At 57.2% G+C, this 16194-nt stretch carries 12 protein-coding genes; all 12 read right to left on the reverse strand.

The annotated features are described in order from the left end of the window. Positions 1–40: 40 nt before the first annotated feature. Complete coding sequence (tssJ, locus tag BFX80_RS10850; RefSeq protein WP_164850341.1) at positions 41–649, reverse strand: type VI secretion system lipoprotein TssJ; 609 nt, start codon at positions 647–649, stop codon at positions 41–43. A gap of 10 nt (positions 650–659) precedes the next feature. Continuing rightward, positions 660–3356: a type VI secretion system ATPase TssH gene (gene tssH / locus BFX80_RS10855; RefSeq protein WP_084208885.1), complete on the reverse strand. Its 2697-nt coding sequence runs from the start codon at positions 3354–3356 to the stop codon at positions 660–662. Beyond that, positions 3353–4480, reverse strand: coding sequence for a type VI secretion system baseplate subunit TssG (gene tssG / locus BFX80_RS10860; protein WP_084208886.1), 1128 nt, complete (start codon positions 4478–4480; stop codon positions 3353–3355). Before tssG ends, tssH begins: the two co-directional genes overlap by 4 nt. Beyond that, the gene (tssF, locus tag BFX80_RS10865) at positions 4444–6279 is read right to left on the reverse strand and encodes a type VI secretion system baseplate subunit TssF (RefSeq protein ID WP_084208887.1); all 1836 of its coding nucleotides are present in this window, start codon (positions 6277–6279) and stop codon (positions 4444–4446) included. Before tssF ends, tssG begins: the two co-directional genes overlap by 37 nt. Further along, entirely contained in the window at positions 6279–6767 is a 489-nt protein-coding gene (gene tssE, locus BFX80_RS10870; RefSeq protein WP_233593521.1) for a type VI secretion system baseplate subunit TssE, read from the reverse strand. Before tssE ends, tssF begins: the two co-directional genes overlap by 1 nt. Positions 6768–6883: 116 nt before the next feature. Then, positions 6884–8383: a type VI secretion system contractile sheath large subunit gene (gene tssC, locus BFX80_RS10875; RefSeq protein ID WP_077377255.1), complete on the reverse strand. Its 1500-nt coding sequence runs from the start codon at positions 8381–8383 to the stop codon at positions 6884–6886. A gap of 15 nt (positions 8384–8398) precedes the next feature. Next, the gene (gene tssB / locus BFX80_RS10880) at positions 8399–8926 is read right to left on the reverse strand and encodes a type VI secretion system contractile sheath small subunit (protein ID WP_077377258.1); all 528 of its coding nucleotides are present in this window, start codon (positions 8924–8926) and stop codon (positions 8399–8401) included. Positions 8927–9019: 93 nt separating this feature from the next. Then, on the reverse strand, positions 9020–9769 hold the full coding sequence (locus tag BFX80_RS10885; RefSeq protein WP_084208888.1) for a hypothetical protein: 750 nt from the start codon (positions 9767–9769) through the stop codon (positions 9020–9022). A 46-nt stretch (positions 9770–9815) separates the two neighbouring features. After that, positions 9816–10217: a copper resistance protein NlpE N-terminal domain-containing protein gene (locus tag BFX80_RS10890; protein ID WP_167593024.1), complete on the reverse strand. Its 402-nt coding sequence runs from the start codon at positions 10215–10217 to the stop codon at positions 9816–9818. A 966-nt stretch (positions 10218–11183) separates the two neighbouring features. Next, entirely contained in the window at positions 11184–12053 is an 870-nt protein-coding gene (locus BFX80_RS10895; protein ID WP_157109478.1) for a tetratricopeptide repeat protein, read from the reverse strand. A gap of 12 nt (positions 12054–12065) precedes the next feature. Further along, positions 12066–15296: a T6SS effector BTH_I2691 family protein gene (locus tag BFX80_RS10900; protein WP_084208891.1), complete on the reverse strand. Its 3231-nt coding sequence runs from the start codon at positions 15294–15296 to the stop codon at positions 12066–12068. 4 nt (positions 15297–15300) lie between these two features. After that, positions 15301–16194, reverse strand: a complete 894-nt coding sequence (locus BFX80_RS10905) for a DUF4123 domain-containing protein (protein ID WP_167593025.1) — start codon at positions 16192–16194, stop codon at positions 15301–15303.

The following is a 16194-nucleotide window of genomic DNA, read 5'->3' on the forward strand; positions in this document are numbered from 1 at the left end:
GCCAGTGACGTGCCGCCCGTCAGGCGGAATGGCTCACGCCTCATGGCGGTGTCGTCGTTGCCAGCAGGTCTTCGCTGTCGGGCGCCACCGTGATGTAGTGATCGGCCAGCGTCAGTTCGACGCCGTCCGGTGAGGTGAACAGGCCGTCCTTGCGCATCGCATCGGCATCGAACAGCACGCGCCAGCGCGCGTCCGGGGTCTGGCGGAAATAGGCCGCGACCGCCACGTACCGCGCGCCCGGCTTCAGCGGCGCCTCATCGACGACATGCCCGCCCGGCACCATCACCACTTCGCGGGTATCCAGCAGGGAGTCGCCCAGTACCTTGTCGGCGTGATCCCAGAGGCCATCGGGCGAGGCGCTGGTAAAGGCCTCACTCGCATCCAGTTGATAGATGCGCACCACCACCGACAGTGACGCCTCATCGACATCCGGATTGAGCGAGTCATCGGCATCGAGGGTGAAGGCGACCGTCTCGTCCTGACGGAACAGGATGTCCCCCACCGTGCCATCCATCTGCTGGCCAAGACGGCTGCCGACCCCGCAGCCGCCGAGCAGCAGGCTGGCGCACAACATGACGGGCAGCCAATGGCGCGGACGCAGAGACGTGGTGCGCCGCTCAGCCTTCACGTGATATCCCCGGAATGACATGTGGGCTTCCTCACTGCATCTCGTAGGTGAACTGGCCGGCGTCATCCAGCGCGATGCTGACATCGCCCACCGGCTGCTGATCGGCCATGCGTTCCAGCACCCACTCCACCAGCGGCGGCATCAGCGAGCCACTCAGCAGGTGATCGATGCTGCGCGCACCGCTGTCGGTCTGGGTACAGCGCTCGGCGATATGCGTCGCCAGCGACGGGGCGAAGCTCAGGTGGGCGCCGTGGTTGCGCGTGAAGCGTTCCGCCAGACGCGACAGCTTGAGGTCGACGATGCGCGCCAGGATGTCGCTGTGGACCGGGTAGTACGGCACGACCTTGAGGCGGCCGAGGAAGGCCGGCTTGAAGACGCCATTGAGGGTGTCGCGCAGCTCCTCGACCAGCGCTTCCGGTGCCGGCGGGGTCGCCACGCCCAGGCAGCGGTTCATGATCTCGTCGGTGCCGACGTTGGAGGTCAGCAGGATGACGCAGTTGCGGAAGTCGATCTCGCGCCCTTCGCCATCCTCCATCACGCCCTTGTCGAACACCTGGAAGAAGACTTCCAGCACGTCCGGATGCGCCTTCTCGACCTCATCGAGCAGCACCACGCTATACGGCTTGCGACGCACGGCCTCGGTCAGCACACCGCCCTCCCCGTAACCGACATAGCCGGGCGGCGAGCCTTTCAGCGAGGAGACGGTGTGGGCTTCCTGGTACTCGGACATGTTGATGGTGATGAGATTGCGCTCACCGCCGTACAGGCTGTCGGCGAGGGCCAGCGCGGTTTCGGTCTTGCCGACCCCGCTCGGGCCGAGCAGCATGAAGACACCGATCGGCTTGTTCGGGTCTTCGAGCCTGGCGCGCGACAGGCTGATGCGCTGGCCGATCTCTTCCAGTGCGTGGTCCTGCCCGAGCACGCGCTCGCCCAACAGCGCCGGCAGACGACGCACGGTGTCAATCTCGTCACGCTGCATCTTGCCCAGCGGAATGCCGGTCCAGGCAGCGACGACTTCGCCGATGGCATTGCCATCGACACAGGCATGCACCAGCGGCGCCTCGCCACCGGCGGCTCCCAGCACCTCACGCGCGGCACGCAGCTCGGCCAAGGCAGCGTCACGCCCGGTGGCATCATCGGATTCGTTGGCCGCGCTCAGGGCGGCATCAGCCTTGAGCACCGCCTCGACGGCCTCACGCTGACGTGTCCAGTCAGCTTCCAGCGCCGTCACCTGCGCGGTAATGGCCAGCACTTCGCTGTCAATCTCGTCCAGACGCGGGGCATGGCGGTCATCGCCGCGCTCGTGCTCGCGAGCCAGTGCCGCACGTTCAGCCTCGAGATCGCGCAGGCGCTGACGGGCATCTTCCAGCGGTGCCGGCGTGGTCTGCTGGCCCAGCGCGACACGCGCACAGGCGGTATCCAGCACGCTGACCGCCTTGTCCGGCAGCTGACGGCCGGTGATATAGCGGCTGGAGAGACGCACCGCCTGCACGATGGCGTCATCGAGAATCTCGACCTTGTGGTGATCGCGCATGCGCGTCGCCAGCCCGCGCAGCATGTCGATGGCCTGCGGCTCGGCCGGCTCCTCGACCTTGATCACCTGGAAGCGACGCGCCAGGGCGGCGTCCTTCTCGAAGTACTTCTTGTACTCGGCCCAGGTGGTGGCGGCGATGGTGCGCAGCTCGCCACGCGCCAGCGCCGGCTTGAGCAGGTTGGCGGCATCGTTCTGGCCCGCCTGACCGCCACTGCCGATCAGGGTGTGGGCTTCATCGATGAACAGAATGATCGGGTGCAGGCTGCGCTTCACTTCCTCGATCACGTCCTTGAGGCGCTGCTCGAATTCGCCCTTCACGCTGGCGCCGGCCTGCAGCAGGCCGAGATCCAGGGTGCGCAGCTCGACACGTGCCAGCGGCGCAGGCACTTCCCCGGCGACGATCTTCTGTGCCAGCCCTTCGACCACGGCGGTCTTGCCGACCCCCGCCTCACCGGTGAGGATCGGGTTGTTCTGACGACGACGCGTCAGGATGTCGATCATCTGGCGCACTTCGTCATCGCGCCCCAGAATCGGGTCGATGTTGCCGGCGCGCGCACTGGCGGTCAGATCGATGGTGTATTGATCCAGCGCCGGGGTCTTGTGACTGCCCGGGCGTCCAGCGCCACCACCCTCACCTGCCGTCTGCCCGCCGCTGCTCGCGGCTGACGGCGTCGGCTGCGAGAGCTCGGCCTCGGGACTTGCGGCCAAGAGGCTGGTGAAATGCAGGCGCAGGTCTGCGGCATCGATACGCGCCAGCGGAGTGTCGTGACGTGGCTCGAACGAACGCTCCAGCGCGGAAGCTCCCAGGCCTGCGCGCTGGGCCAGTTCCGGGTCTTCCAGCAGGGCCAGCAGCAGGTGCCCGCTGCGGATATGCGCGACTTCGTGGTCGATGGAGGCGATCAACCAGGCCTTCTCGATCAGCCGCGTGATATGCGGCGACAGTGCCGGCGTCGCGGTGCTGCCCGTCTTCAGACGCTCCAGCGAGCGGTCCAGCTGATCGGCGAGTTGATCCAGCCCCAGCGAGTAGTGACGCATGATGCGCAGCAGGTCGTTGTCGTCACCGTCCAGCAGCTTGATCAGCAGATGCTCGACATCGACTTCATACTGGCGCTTGGCCAGGCACAGGCCAGCGGCCTCTTCCATGGCACCGCGGCTGACATCATTGAGCTTGGCGAATAGCGTCTTGAGACTCACGGGGTCACTCCATCGAAGGGAATTCGTAGCAGCACACTTCCCGAGGTGCTGCGGGGTGTCTGGCCCAGCCAGCCGAGGCGGCCCAGCGAGATGCCACCGGCTCCTCCCAGGCGGGCCGGCGGCACTTCACTGGGCTCGAGCTGCAGTTCCAGCTCGAAATCGAGCTCCGGCCCGACATAGAAACGGATCAGTTCCGTCATGCGCAGATGGTCCTCACCGCCGGGCAGAAAGCGGCGGAAGTCCGCCAGGCGCAAGGGGCCGACCGCGATACGCACGCAGGACTGGTAATCCCAGGCGCGCTTGCCGGCCACGGCGCTCTGTCCCAGCCGGGCATTGGCCTGCCCCAGGCGCGTCAATTCCGGCTCGCTGATGTCGAGCCAACGCCCCTGGAAGGGCTTCACCTCACACGGCACGCCGAAGAAGCTGCCCAGCAAGGTGGTCAGGTTCTGCTGATTGCGGGGCCGCTGACCGAGCAGCCCGGCGAAGAAGGAGAACAGCTCGCGCGGCAGTTCTCGGCCGTCCTGATTGCCGAGCCCCCGGCTGGGTGCCGCGTTGTCGCGATTCTCGTCGACAAGGGCATCGTCCCCCGCGAACAGCAGCTGCGCGGAGCGCCCGGAGACACCGCTGAGCGCGAGCAGCTGGCGCTCGAAGTCCGTCTCGCCGCGACGCTCATACTCGATGTGGAAGCGATACTTCTGCCACGCCTGATAGAACAGCGCCGTCATGCGGTGCGAGAACAGATCGAAGAAGGCATGAGCCCCGTCATCGCGCAGCTGCACGTGGCGGTCGATCAACGTCTCGGTGTACGGACGCGGCAGGACACCGGACGGGCCCACCAGCCCCATGAAGGTGACCTGCACCTGGGTCAGCGGCTGGTCGGTCGGAGAGCGCGATGTCTCGCTCTCGAACACGAGGTCACTCACTTCACTGGCCGGGAAGTTCAGCGACAGCTGGCTGCGAAAGCGCAGCGGGTCCTCGTGGGGACGCAGCTCGGGTTCGAGGCGTCCGGCACGGCTGTAGTGCAGCCGGAGCAATCGCACCAGCTGAAAGAAGCTGAACCGGTAAGGCTCAGCGCGCGCCTGGTCGATCAGACCAGGGGCTGAGTGCCGGTTCTGGCGGGCCATGTCACGACGTCCTTTTCGCGCTGGCGGCTGCGCAATGTCAGCCGAGTGAAACTGTTGAGCGAGCAGTACTGCCCGAAGAAGTGATCCAGCACCATGCCGAACACGAAGATGCCGCTGCCGATGAACTCCTGTTCATCCAGCTCCAGCGTGATGCCGGTACCGCGCACGAAGGCCGGGCGAGGATGCCCGATCCGTGTCATCGCCGGTGCGCTCTGGATGCTGGCGATGCCGTTGATCTGGCGACGCGTGGCCTCGAGATCGCGATAGTTGTAGAGCGAGAGCATTTCCAGCAGCACATCGCGGCCACGCTCCACCAATGAGAGATGGTTGAGCGAGAGATGCGAGATCAGGCGCCAGATGACGCCCTTGCCCATCGGCGGCCGCGCCGAGGGCGTGGGCTTGCGCAGGCAGCGGATGGCCTTGACCACCTGCTCGCGCGGCAGCGTGAAGTCACCGCGCGGATGGCCGAAGCTCAGTCGCTGCGGCAGGTCACGATTGCTGCAGGTCAGCTTGAGGCTAAGCACGTCACTGGTGGCGTCGATGGCATTGAGCTCACGATCCGCCAGGCGCAGCAGCAGCTCGGTGCCGGCATCCCGCTCACGGGCGGACGGCACCCGCCGCGACAGCCAGTAGCTGGTCTCGCGTGACGGCGCACTGCCCTGCGGCTCGAAGAACGGCGGGCAATAGCGCACGTGATCGCGCTCGGCAGTCTTCTGTACGCGCGTGACGCGGTCGATCGAGATCACCTCGGCGCCGTGCGGATTGCGCACATCGGCCACCACCGGATATTCCGCCTGGGTATGGGTGAGCAGGATCGGCTCGGCCTGACGCTCGAACAGGTTGATCACCGGCGTGCAGCCGAGGCGGAAATGATTGCGCCCCAGACTCTGGGACAGCCGCGACAGACGCTCGTCCAGCGCATAGTCCGCGAAGTGGAAGTGCAGCTCGAAACGCGTGCCGCTGGCGCGTGCCAGCAGACGTGTCAGCCCTTCGACATCGAAGAACATGAACTTGTCGGGGAAGGTGAAGTACTCGTGCAGCAGGCGATAGCCGAGGAAGGAGCGCTCGGGGTAATCGATCAATCCTTCCTCGGGCGCGAACCCGACCGGCGTGAGCGAATCCGTCGGCAGCGCGACTTCTCGGCGCTGGCCGCCCTCATCGAAGCTGACGCTCAGGCGGGTCAGATTGTTGAACAGCAGTTCGTACATCGGGTGCATCAAGGCACCCTCGCCGTCCAGGAACAGGCGCAGGCGGTCGATCCCGAAGCTGCCCACCGACTGGTCGTTCAAGGCCTCGAAGGCCAGATCCAGCCGCGCGACGCTGTCCTTGTCGCGGCCATTGAAGGCCGAGCGTTCCAGCAGCGAGAAGCCGGCGCTTTCCACGCGCAGCGGCCACACATCCACCGGATAGCAGGTACGGAACCGGCAGGCCACGCCTTCCACCGGACGCGAGAACATCTCGGTGTGCCGCGCGACCTGATAGCGCCCGGTCAGCGAGGTCTGCTCACCGGGGTCGAGCTGTGCGATCGACAGCGAAGGCGTCGGTCGCAGGTAATGGGGGTAGAGCACATCGAGGAAGGCCTCGACGATTTCCGGCAGATCATCATCCAGCTTCTTGTGAACCCGTGCCGACAGGAACGCGAAGGACTCGACCAGACGCTCGGTGTGCGGGTCTTCGCAGTGGTCGCCTTCCAATTGCAGTCTTGCGGCAATCTTGGGGTACTCACGTGCGAACTCCCGGCCCAGAAAGCGCAGGTGCGAGATCTCTTGTTCGTAATAAGGCAGCAGTTCATCAAGCATCAGGAAAGGTTCTGCACTTTGTATTGCTGAGTGTCGGCATGCAGCACGGCATCGAAGGCCACTTGCCGCGTTGCATCCTTGAGGACGAGGAGCGTCTCGACGCGAAAGCGCAGGAGTCGATCCTGACCATCCTGGTCAAGCAGCTTGACCTGCACGTTGCGAAAGCGACGGTCATTGCTTTCGATGGCGTACTCCAGCTGACGCTGGATCAAGCGGCGGTCTTCACTGCTGTGCAGGCCTCGGCCGAGAAAGTCCGGCAGACCGAAGCCCAGCACCGTGCCGCGCAACCCGGGAAAGTCATTCAAGCGCCCTCCCAGCAATTCGCTGCGCGTGTTCACCAGAATCTCGAGGTCACGCACGATGGTGCGCTTGTACTCGTCGAGACTGACGAAGCGTTGCTCCTCCGCGGCCTCTCCCTGATGCGGTGCATCGTCCTGCAACCGATCCCACAAGGTGGGAATGAGGCGGCGGGTGCCATTCATGCGCATGTCGCCTCCTTCATGGCGATAAGCCGCACCGTCAGGCCGGCGTTGGCCAGTCTGACGATGCGGGCGTGCAGGACACGCAGGGAAAAGAGCGAGGGGTCTTCAGTGACGAGATGTCATCAGCTGCGAGTGGACTGCGGCAGCTCTGCGACCAGGCGCAGTGAGGCGGTCAGTTCATCCAGCTGGTAGTGCGGCCGCAGGAAGGTCACGGCCTTGAAGACACCCGGCTTGCCCGGGACTTCCGCGACTTCGACACGTGCTTCACGCAGCGGGAACTGCGCCTTGGCTTCCTGGCTGGCGTTGTCGTCCAGCAGCACGTACTGGGACAGCCAGTCGTTCAGGTAGCGCTCGACACTGGTGCGCGAGGCGAAGCTGCCGACCTTGTCACGCATGATCGCCTTCATGTAATGCGCGATGCGTGAGGTGGCGAAGATGTACTGCATCTGCGAGGACAGCCGCGCGTTGGCGTTGGCCACGTCGGTGTTGTACGTCTTCTGCTTCTGGGCGGACTGGGTGCCGAAGAAGGCGGCGTAGTCCGTGCCCTTGCAGTGCACCAGCGGGATGAAGCCCAGGTCTGCCAGCTCCTTCTCGCGACGGTCGGTCACGGCGATCTCGGTCGGGCACTTCAGCGCCACTTCACCATCGTCGGTCTGGAAGGTGTGGGTCGGCAGGTTCTCGACCAGGCCGCCGCCCTCGACACCGCGAATGGCGACACACCAGCCATAGTTGGCGAAGGCGTCAGTCACGCGGGAGCCCATGGCGTACGCCGCGTTCATCCACAGGTACTTGTTGTGCTCACGGCCATCGACGTTCTCGACGAAGTTGAATTCCTCGACCGGCGTGGTGTCCGGGCCATACGGCAGACGTCCCAGCACGTGCGGCAACGTCAGGCCGACATAGCGCGCATCTTCGGAGTTGCGGAAAGACTTCCACTTGGCGTATTCGACGGTGTCGAAGATCTTGGACAGATCACGCGGACCGCTCATCTCGGTGAAGGAGTCCCAGCCGAACAGCTCCGGAGACGCCGCGGAGATGAAGGGTGCGTGCGCCGAGGCGGCCACGTGGGAGATCTGCTCCAGCAGATAGATGTCTTCCGGACTGCGCGAGAATTCGTAATCGCCGACCAGCATGCCGAACGGCGCGCCACCGAAGGTGCCGTACTCTTCTTCGTAGACCTTCTTGAACAGCGCGCTCTGATCGAATTCCGGCGCCGATTTCAGGTCACGCACCAATTCCTTCTTGGTGGCGTTGAGCATCTGGATCTTCATGTTGCTGCCGGTCTCGGTCTGATCAACCAGATAGCGCAGACCGCGCCAGGAGGATTCCAGCTTCTGGAACTCACTGGCGTGCATGACTTCGTTCATCTGCTCGGAGAGCATCGCGTCGATCTCGGCGATACGCGCATCCAGCACGGCGATGAGGTCCTTGCTGGGCATGACTTCGCCATCCAGCACCTGGGCGACCAGCTCTTCGATCAGGTCGCGCGCACGGGTGCGCTCGGTCTCGGAGCGCGCCACGCGGCTCTCGGAGATGATGCTGTCGAGCAAGGAAGACTGCGGCGCGAAGACGGTATCCTGTGCCTGCGGTGCCACTGCTGATTCACTACGATTGTCACTCATGGTCTGACTCCGCAATCAGTTGTCGTCTTTGCGCACGGCTTGCTCGCGACCGAACTCGTCGCCCAGCGTCTTGAGCTTCTCGCTGTTCTGGAGCACGTCCATCAGCAGCTCTTCCAGCTTGTCGTTGCCGCCCATCTTGTTGCGCAGATCGGCGAGCTTGTTGCGCACGTCCAGAAGCTTGCGCAGCGGCTCGACCTGCTTGACGACATTCTGCGGCTCGAAGTCTTCCAGCGAGTTGAAGTTCAGCTCGACCGGCAGCTGGGTACCATCCTTGCTCAGCGTGTTGTCGACGCGATAGGCAAGGCGCGGCTTCAAGCCCTTGAGGACGCCGTTGAAGTTGTCGCGATCGATGGCGACGAACTTGCGGTCCTTGAGCTTGGGCGGCGGGCTGAGCGGGTTGCCGGTGTAGTCACCGACGGCACCGACCACAAACGGCAGTTCCTTCTGCTCCTGGCTGTCACCGATCTCGACGTCGTAGGTGATCTGGACGCGTGGTGCGCGAATGCGTCCCAGCTTGTGTTGTGTGCTATCCCTCTCCGCCATGGGGCATTTCCTTATGTGCAGTTGTGAAGTGGTTGCGCGAAGCAAAAATGGGGTCCCGCTGAATCAGCCGGAACATCGCCGCTGACACGCCACTCAGACAGCGGCGATCGCCCTGAGCAGCCGCTGCTTGACGGCGTCATCCATCGACTCGATGTCCGCGACATCGATCAGTTCTTCAAAGGTGTCATTGCCGGCGATTTCGGTGCTGCGCAGGATGGTGTCCTGCTCCGGCAGGTGCGAGGTGATGGGAGACCCCACCACGCAGAACGGCATGCTGCCGAACTCGCCGAGCTTCTCGAAACTGACCGGGAAGCGCAGCCCCAGCAACAGTCGCCCGAGGCCCGGGGCACGATTGACGCAATAGAACAGCATCAGATAGTGCACCACGTAGCGCAGCAGCTCGGCGGTGCTGCGATTGGGGTCCTTGATGATGTGACGGAAGCGTTGCAGCGAGAAGCCATCGAAACCCACCACCCAGCGGGTCGGGCTGGTGACGCGAATCACCTTGCCAGTGGACTCGAGACGTACATCATATTCATGCGGATAGAGACGCGGGGCCGTGCTCAGAAGCTCCAGCGGCACATCCAGCTCCTGCAGCAAGCGGAAAGGCTCGGCATTGGCCGTGGAGTCATAGAGGGCGGTAAATTCCTTGAAGGCATGCTGTGCCTCACGGCCGCTACCGCGCGGTGCCCCTTGCAGGTATTCGCCAAAGATCATCTGCGGGCGAATCAAGGCCCCCAGGGTCGTCAGATAATCCGAGGCGTTCTCATACAACAGGTCACTGACCACACGCGTCTGCTTGCGCTGTCGAATGAAGGCTTCAATGTCAAAGGACGAATCCATGTCAGATACTCTCCGTGCGCAGGTCCTGCGCAACGCGTGGTGAACCTCAGCCAAGCGGCTCGGCACGGGTGAACTCGTAATCGCTGTCAGCGCCCTTCTGCCCCATCAACTCCAGGGTATCGCCGCCCTCCTGCATCTTCAGGTTCAAGGGCGTATCCCGCTCCAGACGCAGATAGGTAGTGCTGTCAGAGGTCTCGGCCTCGAAGTCGCCCCACTGGGTGGTCACGAAGTCTCCACCCACGGCATCTACATGCGCTTCCTGCAGGAAGAACGCCGTGGGCTCGCCACTTTCGGGATCACGATGCAGGGTCAGATCCGCACGGATGAGGCGGCAATCCTGGCAGGGAAGCGTGCCGACGAAACGCTCGATGGGCGGGGGGACATAATCAGTGGGCCCCTGCTCCGGTGTCGAGCTGCACCCAGCCAGCAATGACAGCAAGCCTGCCATGAGCAGACCCGCGATCCTGAAAGATGGCAGGTGGAATGATTCGCCGCGCAGTGAGGGCTCGACACCAGTTCTTGACATCAATCTGCTTCCCTGTCAGATAAATCAAGTGTGTTGCATACTCCTGCCACCTTCAGATGAAAGTGCCCGAAAAGGATAAATGGAAGGCGTCCGACGGCAGGCATTCAAAGCGTCAAGCACAGGCTCAACGTCTATCGTGTTTTAGTATATTTATTCTATCGCACACGCGAATATGGAAACATATTGCAGTTGCAGATTCCAGCAAGAAACGCAATCCCGCTATCGTTTAAGCATCGATTAATCGCGTTGTTGCCGCTTGCTAGCGCTGCTCATGAGCTTCTATCGTGGCTCACGAAGTTTGCAGAACAATGGGACACCAAGCGCGCCACAGCGGGAGTGAAGACTCAATCCTCACCCGTCACCCGAGCCTGGATTGCCGAGCATGCAATACCTCCATGAAGGATGAGAACTCAACGACATTCCCTGAATCCTCTGGGATAACAGAACTGTTACGTATTCGTAAAAATTGGGTAACAAATCTCGTGTCGGAAGATTGCTGACAAGATTTTGCCCTTTAACCTTAAAAACAGCACCGCCTAATATAATAACTCCCACTGCTCTTTCAATGAACAGGCTGGGCCGATGGCAACCTGCACCGCAGAATATTCATGGATGGCATATGGCTATAATTCTTGACTTGTACCGATGCGACTCCTTGACTTGCCCCCTCACGGTAATACCTGCAGACCCAGAGCCAGGCCCTACTCGCCGTATGCCATCGAAGGCTAGCCTGACCGCCTTTCCCTGCTACAGCCTGATGACACCTCCACCCTTCCAGCGAGCCTGAACCTCGACCGCCTGCCAGCATCTAGAGCCCCAAGCACGAAAAAAGCCCGAGCCTTGGAAGGACTCGGGCTTTCTGCACAACACTGAAATCAACTGAGTCGATTAGCGGTAACTGCCATCAGACTGGCGTTGGAGGCCGTTATAGCCAGGATTGAAGTGGCGATGCTCTTCTTGCCACTGCCTAGACTGCTGCCTGGCTTCAGCGATCTGTTCATTAGTCATTTTTTTAGAGAGTCGTGAACGTCCTGCACCACCGATACTACCGCTTAAATCATAATACTTATAGGCTTGGATCAAGTCGACTTCAGTGCCGTAACCCTTTTCATAATACCTACCAAGTGGTTGAAAATATCCCAAACTGAATTCACCGTAAGGCAAACTACTAGCTTTTAACCTCCACTTGAAAGCCAAGCTAGGATTTTCATCACCCGCTAGTCCATGTTCATAAAAATAAGCTAAACCTATTGCAGATGGGGCATCGCCATTTTCAGCAGCCTTTTTCAACCACTTCTTCGCCTCAGCAAGATCAGTGACAAATAGATCTCGAGTATTCTCCCCCCAGTATGCCCTTGCTAATAAAGCCTGGGCTTGTACATACCCTTTGCTACCGGCTTCGATAAACAACTCACCGGCCTTATCTACATCCCTCTCTACGCAAGCACCATTATAATACATGGTCCCAAGCACAAAGATCGCATCTGCAATATCATTATCGGCTGCAAATTCAAAATTCTCAAACGCTTTGCAATTATTTGTTGCTTCCAAGACATGATCATAGTTTCTGAGGTAAGCAATCCCAAGATAATAACTTTCTACAGGCGTCCTATTTTCTTTCGTAGACAGAGAAATATAATCAAAAGAACTATAGTCATCATCAAAGCTGTTAGTATCATTATCTTGATGAAGCACTGCCGCCTGCACAGGAATATTGATTACACTTATCAACCACAAAATCAACAATAATCTTTTCATATATTCCTCCACTTACTTCAAGTAAATAACATCTTCCTTTCGCCCACTACCATCTACCAACTCAATACTCAATGACAAATTTTCTGCAATTTCATCTTCATAAAAGCCCTTGTGATGCAATACAACTCTGTCACTATCTTTTTTAGACTCAAACTTGAAACTTTTAACCATAGCACCAAGCTGATTTTCATTCCTAGTAACCTCACCGGTAGCAACTTCGTTCTTGGTGCTGTTATTTACAACTACCAACTCACCTTCTACATACCTAAAGCTAGCCTTTCTATAAGTAGTTGCCTTATCCACAGACATTAACTTTAAGATCAAAACCGCATCGTCCATTACCGGAGACTTGACAGTAATTTCCAAACAGTAATATTCAGCCCCACCTGTGATTTCAGCAATTTGCTTCGAATTTTCGCTACTGCTATCCACTCTTGTTATATTCTCTAAAGATAATGTAGTTTCTATGCCACTAAAGACCATCCCCAAGCTATTAAACTCGGAAGCAGCATCATTGAATTTTTCTATCCCACCAGAACCATAACCAACAAGGCACCTACTAATCCATGACTCTACAGCAGCTGGAACGTATGTTTTATACCAATTAATACCAATAGCAATCACAACAAATGCTATCAGCGCCCCAGCGAGAATGCTTGCAATGGCTCCAGCGATGAGGTAGCCAGCTATCAAACCAACAGCTGTAGCGCCCGCAGTTACTGACGCCATCATACTATTATTCTCCTCACTTATAGCTCTGCCATTATACTTATCAGAGCTAGCTTGATTATACTTATCAACAATATCATAAAGAGCTATCAGACCAGAGGCTCGTCCTAAAAATTTCCCAAGAACAGTCCACCCTGGACTAACTGAGAAATGGAATAAAGAACTAGGAGAGACATAAGCGGCGATACCTTCTGCCATCTTTATTGAAGCTGCACCAATAGATGCAATACTTGATACTATTGCATGCCATTTTACTTCTTCCCCTTCTATTTTGTTCTTGCTTATAGAAAGTGCTACACCGGCCATGGTGAGGACCGCTGGTATTATTTTCCCATAACTACTTGATGTTATTTTCTCTTCTGAAATATCCTTTAATATAGAAGTCGCAGCTCCTGCAATCTCGACCACATTACCCATATCGTTTGCAATACTGTAAACTTGGTTTATCTTGTCTTTATTCATGAGAGTATGCTTAGGGATTATAACATCTATACACTGCATTGAGCTGGACATACATCCCAAGAGAGTTATATTAGAATCTCCTTCATTTGATGCTGATTTAGCCTTAAATACTTCGGGCTCCTTACTCTGGCTTTTCATGATTCTATTTTGATAATTATACAGCCATTCTCCATAGCTGGATAATGTGACAGTTTCACGCTCAAGAAGAATAAACGAAATTTCTTTCGAAGAGGCATTTCCTCCAGCCATACATGACATTTGTACTAACTTCATGAATTTATCAAGTGCTTTTTCTTCTACTAAATGATTAGCATTTGAATTATAGAGGTTAACGTTAACAGAATGCTGCAAAAAATATACAAACGAGTATCCAATAGATTGGATATTTAAAGCTTGAGAATTGATAATAGTCTCGTATAATTCTTCTTTATTTTTTATCTGATATGAACAACTTTCAAAGATAGCATCGAAGACTGCAAGCCATTTCAGGAGCTTGCTTTCATCTAGGTAAGAACCGTCACTCAGCTGCGAAATATCCAAAGAGGCATCAGAGATCAAATCCTTATCGAACATGAAAAGGACAGATATAACAAACGAATCATCTTTCAGTACATCTTCCGTTAGCTCTTTCCAACAGGATGCACTGGCAGGTGACAATATCCCACCCTTGATTAGCCGAGAGACTATATTTGTGTATAACCCTCCAACCTCCAAGTTATTGAAAAAACATCCGGGAACTAAGGATTGTGAATACTTGTACAACCACTGCGCATAATCATCATCATGCACACGCATCAAAAAATCACATTTCTGAGTATGATCTTTATATTTTCCATCAAATTTTATCAGCGCTTTAGAGTCATATATTTTATCAATCTGCTCGTTAAATTTCTCATGGGTACTCTCCTGTCTAGACTTCAGTATGTCATAATCTATTTGTTTTGCTACAGAAGTAGGACCAGTCACCTTAGGACGATTTTCATCCACAAGTTTATATGATGTAGCAAAACTATCCTTGAATTCCTTAATAGCATTGCTACACAACTTCATCCTACGACGCTCTTCATTTCCTTTCTCAGGATCAAAATATTCTTCAATTGCAGCAAGCGCCTGGTGACGATAAGCGTTGAGCTCCTGGATAATACCTATTTCGTCATTGACCGCGAGGATCAAGCCCCTGCCCTCGTAGTCCGTTGAAGCATATCTGAGCCGCTCACTCATCGTCTGCTTCATTTCTTCTGGGCTATAGAGATCACGCTTTGGTCCACTGGACCAGAATTGCTCATCCAGCCCTGCTGCGCCGGGACTATATTCAGCGACCTGCTCCAGCTCTTCCAAGCTGAAAGCATGATCTTGTGCCACCCCTGCTTTCCAGTCAGGAACATTGAATTTCTGCAGATACTTGTCACACCAGGGATCACCGCTGAGAATTCTGGATTTCACCTCATCCAGAAACCCTTCAGGCCATGCATGTTCCGTATAGGCATAATACACATCACCGCTCTTGTCAGGAGTCGTGATAGTGACCAGAGAGGCTTGTAACGATTCATTCTTGACGCGTGTGACTTTTTCTTCATCACTCTCGCCATCCCTATTGCCTGACTCGAGCGTACACGGCATCGCCATCTTGTCCAGAGACGGGGGCTGCTTGACGGGGAACTGGTAATATTTTCCATCGGCGGTAATCGCAAATGCAGACCAATACATGCCATCGGGGTTGTCTTTATCGAACAAGTAAAGATAGCCGCTGCGCAATTGGCGAAGGATATATTTATTGACCTGACTGGAGGTGCTATGAGCTATCTCTTCCTTGACCTCAGAGGGAACCACGCGCGTGGTGCGCTTACCGTTTTCAAGTGTCTGATCAAGCTTTATGTCAGTAAAAGCCTTCACCCTATCTTCTGACAATTCAGGGATTTGCTGATTGGCATCGTTACGTTGGCAGACAGCATATCGAACAGGCAGGATCGGAAAGCCAGTACGCTTGCAGAAACGACATTCGCCATTCACGACACTCAAAGCGACATGCTGATTTACTATTTGACCTGACATGAGGTTATACCTTTTCCCTGCTTTCCATGATCTTGTCCCAATCGGCGCTCTCAAGCTTGCTGGTCAAGCTGATATAGCTGTGAGTGCTGCGTGGATCAGGTGTCGCTCTGGTGCTCAGTAACTGGCGCATGATCGGATGCTGATAGAACATCGGATATGTGACCATCCCGTGGAGCACGAAGACCGAGATATCCTGTCGCTCATCCAGACCACACTCCTTTGCGGCGACCAGTAACGCATCCACGGTTGCGGCATCCACAGAACCTGCCTTGCTCTCTTCCGGCAGCGTGCGATATAGCTCCAGACAATGATTCAGCATCCCTATCCGTCTGATGGCAGACCATTGGGAGAGCGTCAGGTTCAATCTCCCGAGGCGACGCTGCTCACTGTGTGGTGCGATGCTCTGCAGTGCGTGGGCGTTATCCAGGTAGACCCACTGATCGATAGGTCCCAACAGTGCCGATAGCTGCTCGCGGTCAAGAATGGCCTCGAGGCGCGCCAATACCCGTGGGTCATGAAAGCGCAGCAGCGCCTTCTTGCCTTCCGGGGTCGTCTGCTCAAGTTGGCGCTGGAAATATGACACCACGCTGGAGAGCGGCTGGGCTGTGATGACCCAGCCACCGAACGCGACCGGAGTCGTGAGGCTTGCAAAGCGTTGCTGCCTCTCCTTCTCCAGCTCTTTGCCCAGGTGCGTTTCTGGCGGCACCGGCTGTAGATAGAGTTTCTGCGATGGCGTCTGGGCATAGAATCCGTTGCGTACCAGGCCCGCGGATTTCTGGTCCTTCGCACTCAATGCGCGTTGCGGCGTATTGCTTGGGTCTACCACGCGATACAGGCGTGACTCGGTAGCCGCTTGTCTTGCCACCTGCAGGAATTCCGCCTCATCCAGCATGGCCAT

This window comes from Cobetia marina (assembly GCF_001720485.1).
In the GTDB taxonomy this organism is placed as follows: domain Bacteria; phylum Pseudomonadota; class Gammaproteobacteria; order Pseudomonadales; family Halomonadaceae; genus Cobetia; species Cobetia marina.

Coding starts and splice junctions, on each gene's coding strand:
- tssJ (WP_164850341.1), bottom strand. CDS start 649: ATGTCATTCCGGGGATATCACGTGAAGGCTGAGCGGCGCACCACGTCT.
- tssG (WP_084208886.1), bottom strand. CDS start 4,480: ATGGCCCGCCAGAACCGGCACTCAGCCCCTGGTCTGATCGACCAGGCG.
- tssF (WP_084208887.1), bottom strand. CDS start 6,279: ATGCTTGATGAACTGCTGCCTTATTACGAACAAGAGATCTCGCACCTG.
- tssE (WP_233593521.1), bottom strand. CDS start 6,767: ATGCGCATGAATGGCACCCGCCGCCTCATTCCCACCTTGTGGGATCGG.
- tssC (WP_077377255.1), bottom strand. CDS start 8,383: ATGAGTGACAATCGTAGTGAATCAGCAGTGGCACCGCAGGCACAGGAT.
- tssB (WP_077377258.1), bottom strand. CDS start 8,926: ATGGCGGAGAGGGATAGCACACAACACAAGCTGGGACGCATTCGCGCA.
- BFX80_RS10885 (WP_084208888.1), bottom strand. CDS start 9,769: ATGGATTCGTCCTTTGACATTGAAGCCTTCATTCGACAGCGCAAGCAG.
- BFX80_RS10890 (WP_167593024.1), bottom strand. CDS start 10,217: ATGGCAGGCTTGCTGTCATTGCTGGCTGGGTGCAGCTCGACACCGGAG.
- BFX80_RS10895 (WP_157109478.1), bottom strand. CDS start 12,053: ATGAAAAGATTATTGTTGATTTTGTGGTTGATAAGTGTAATCAATATT.
- BFX80_RS10900 (WP_084208891.1), bottom strand. CDS start 15,296: ATGTCAGGTCAAATAGTAAATCAGCATGTCGCTTTGAGTGTCGTGAAT.
- BFX80_RS10905 (WP_167593025.1), bottom strand. CDS start 16,194: ATGGCCATGCTGGATGAGGCGGAATTCCTGCAGGTGGCAAGACAAGCG.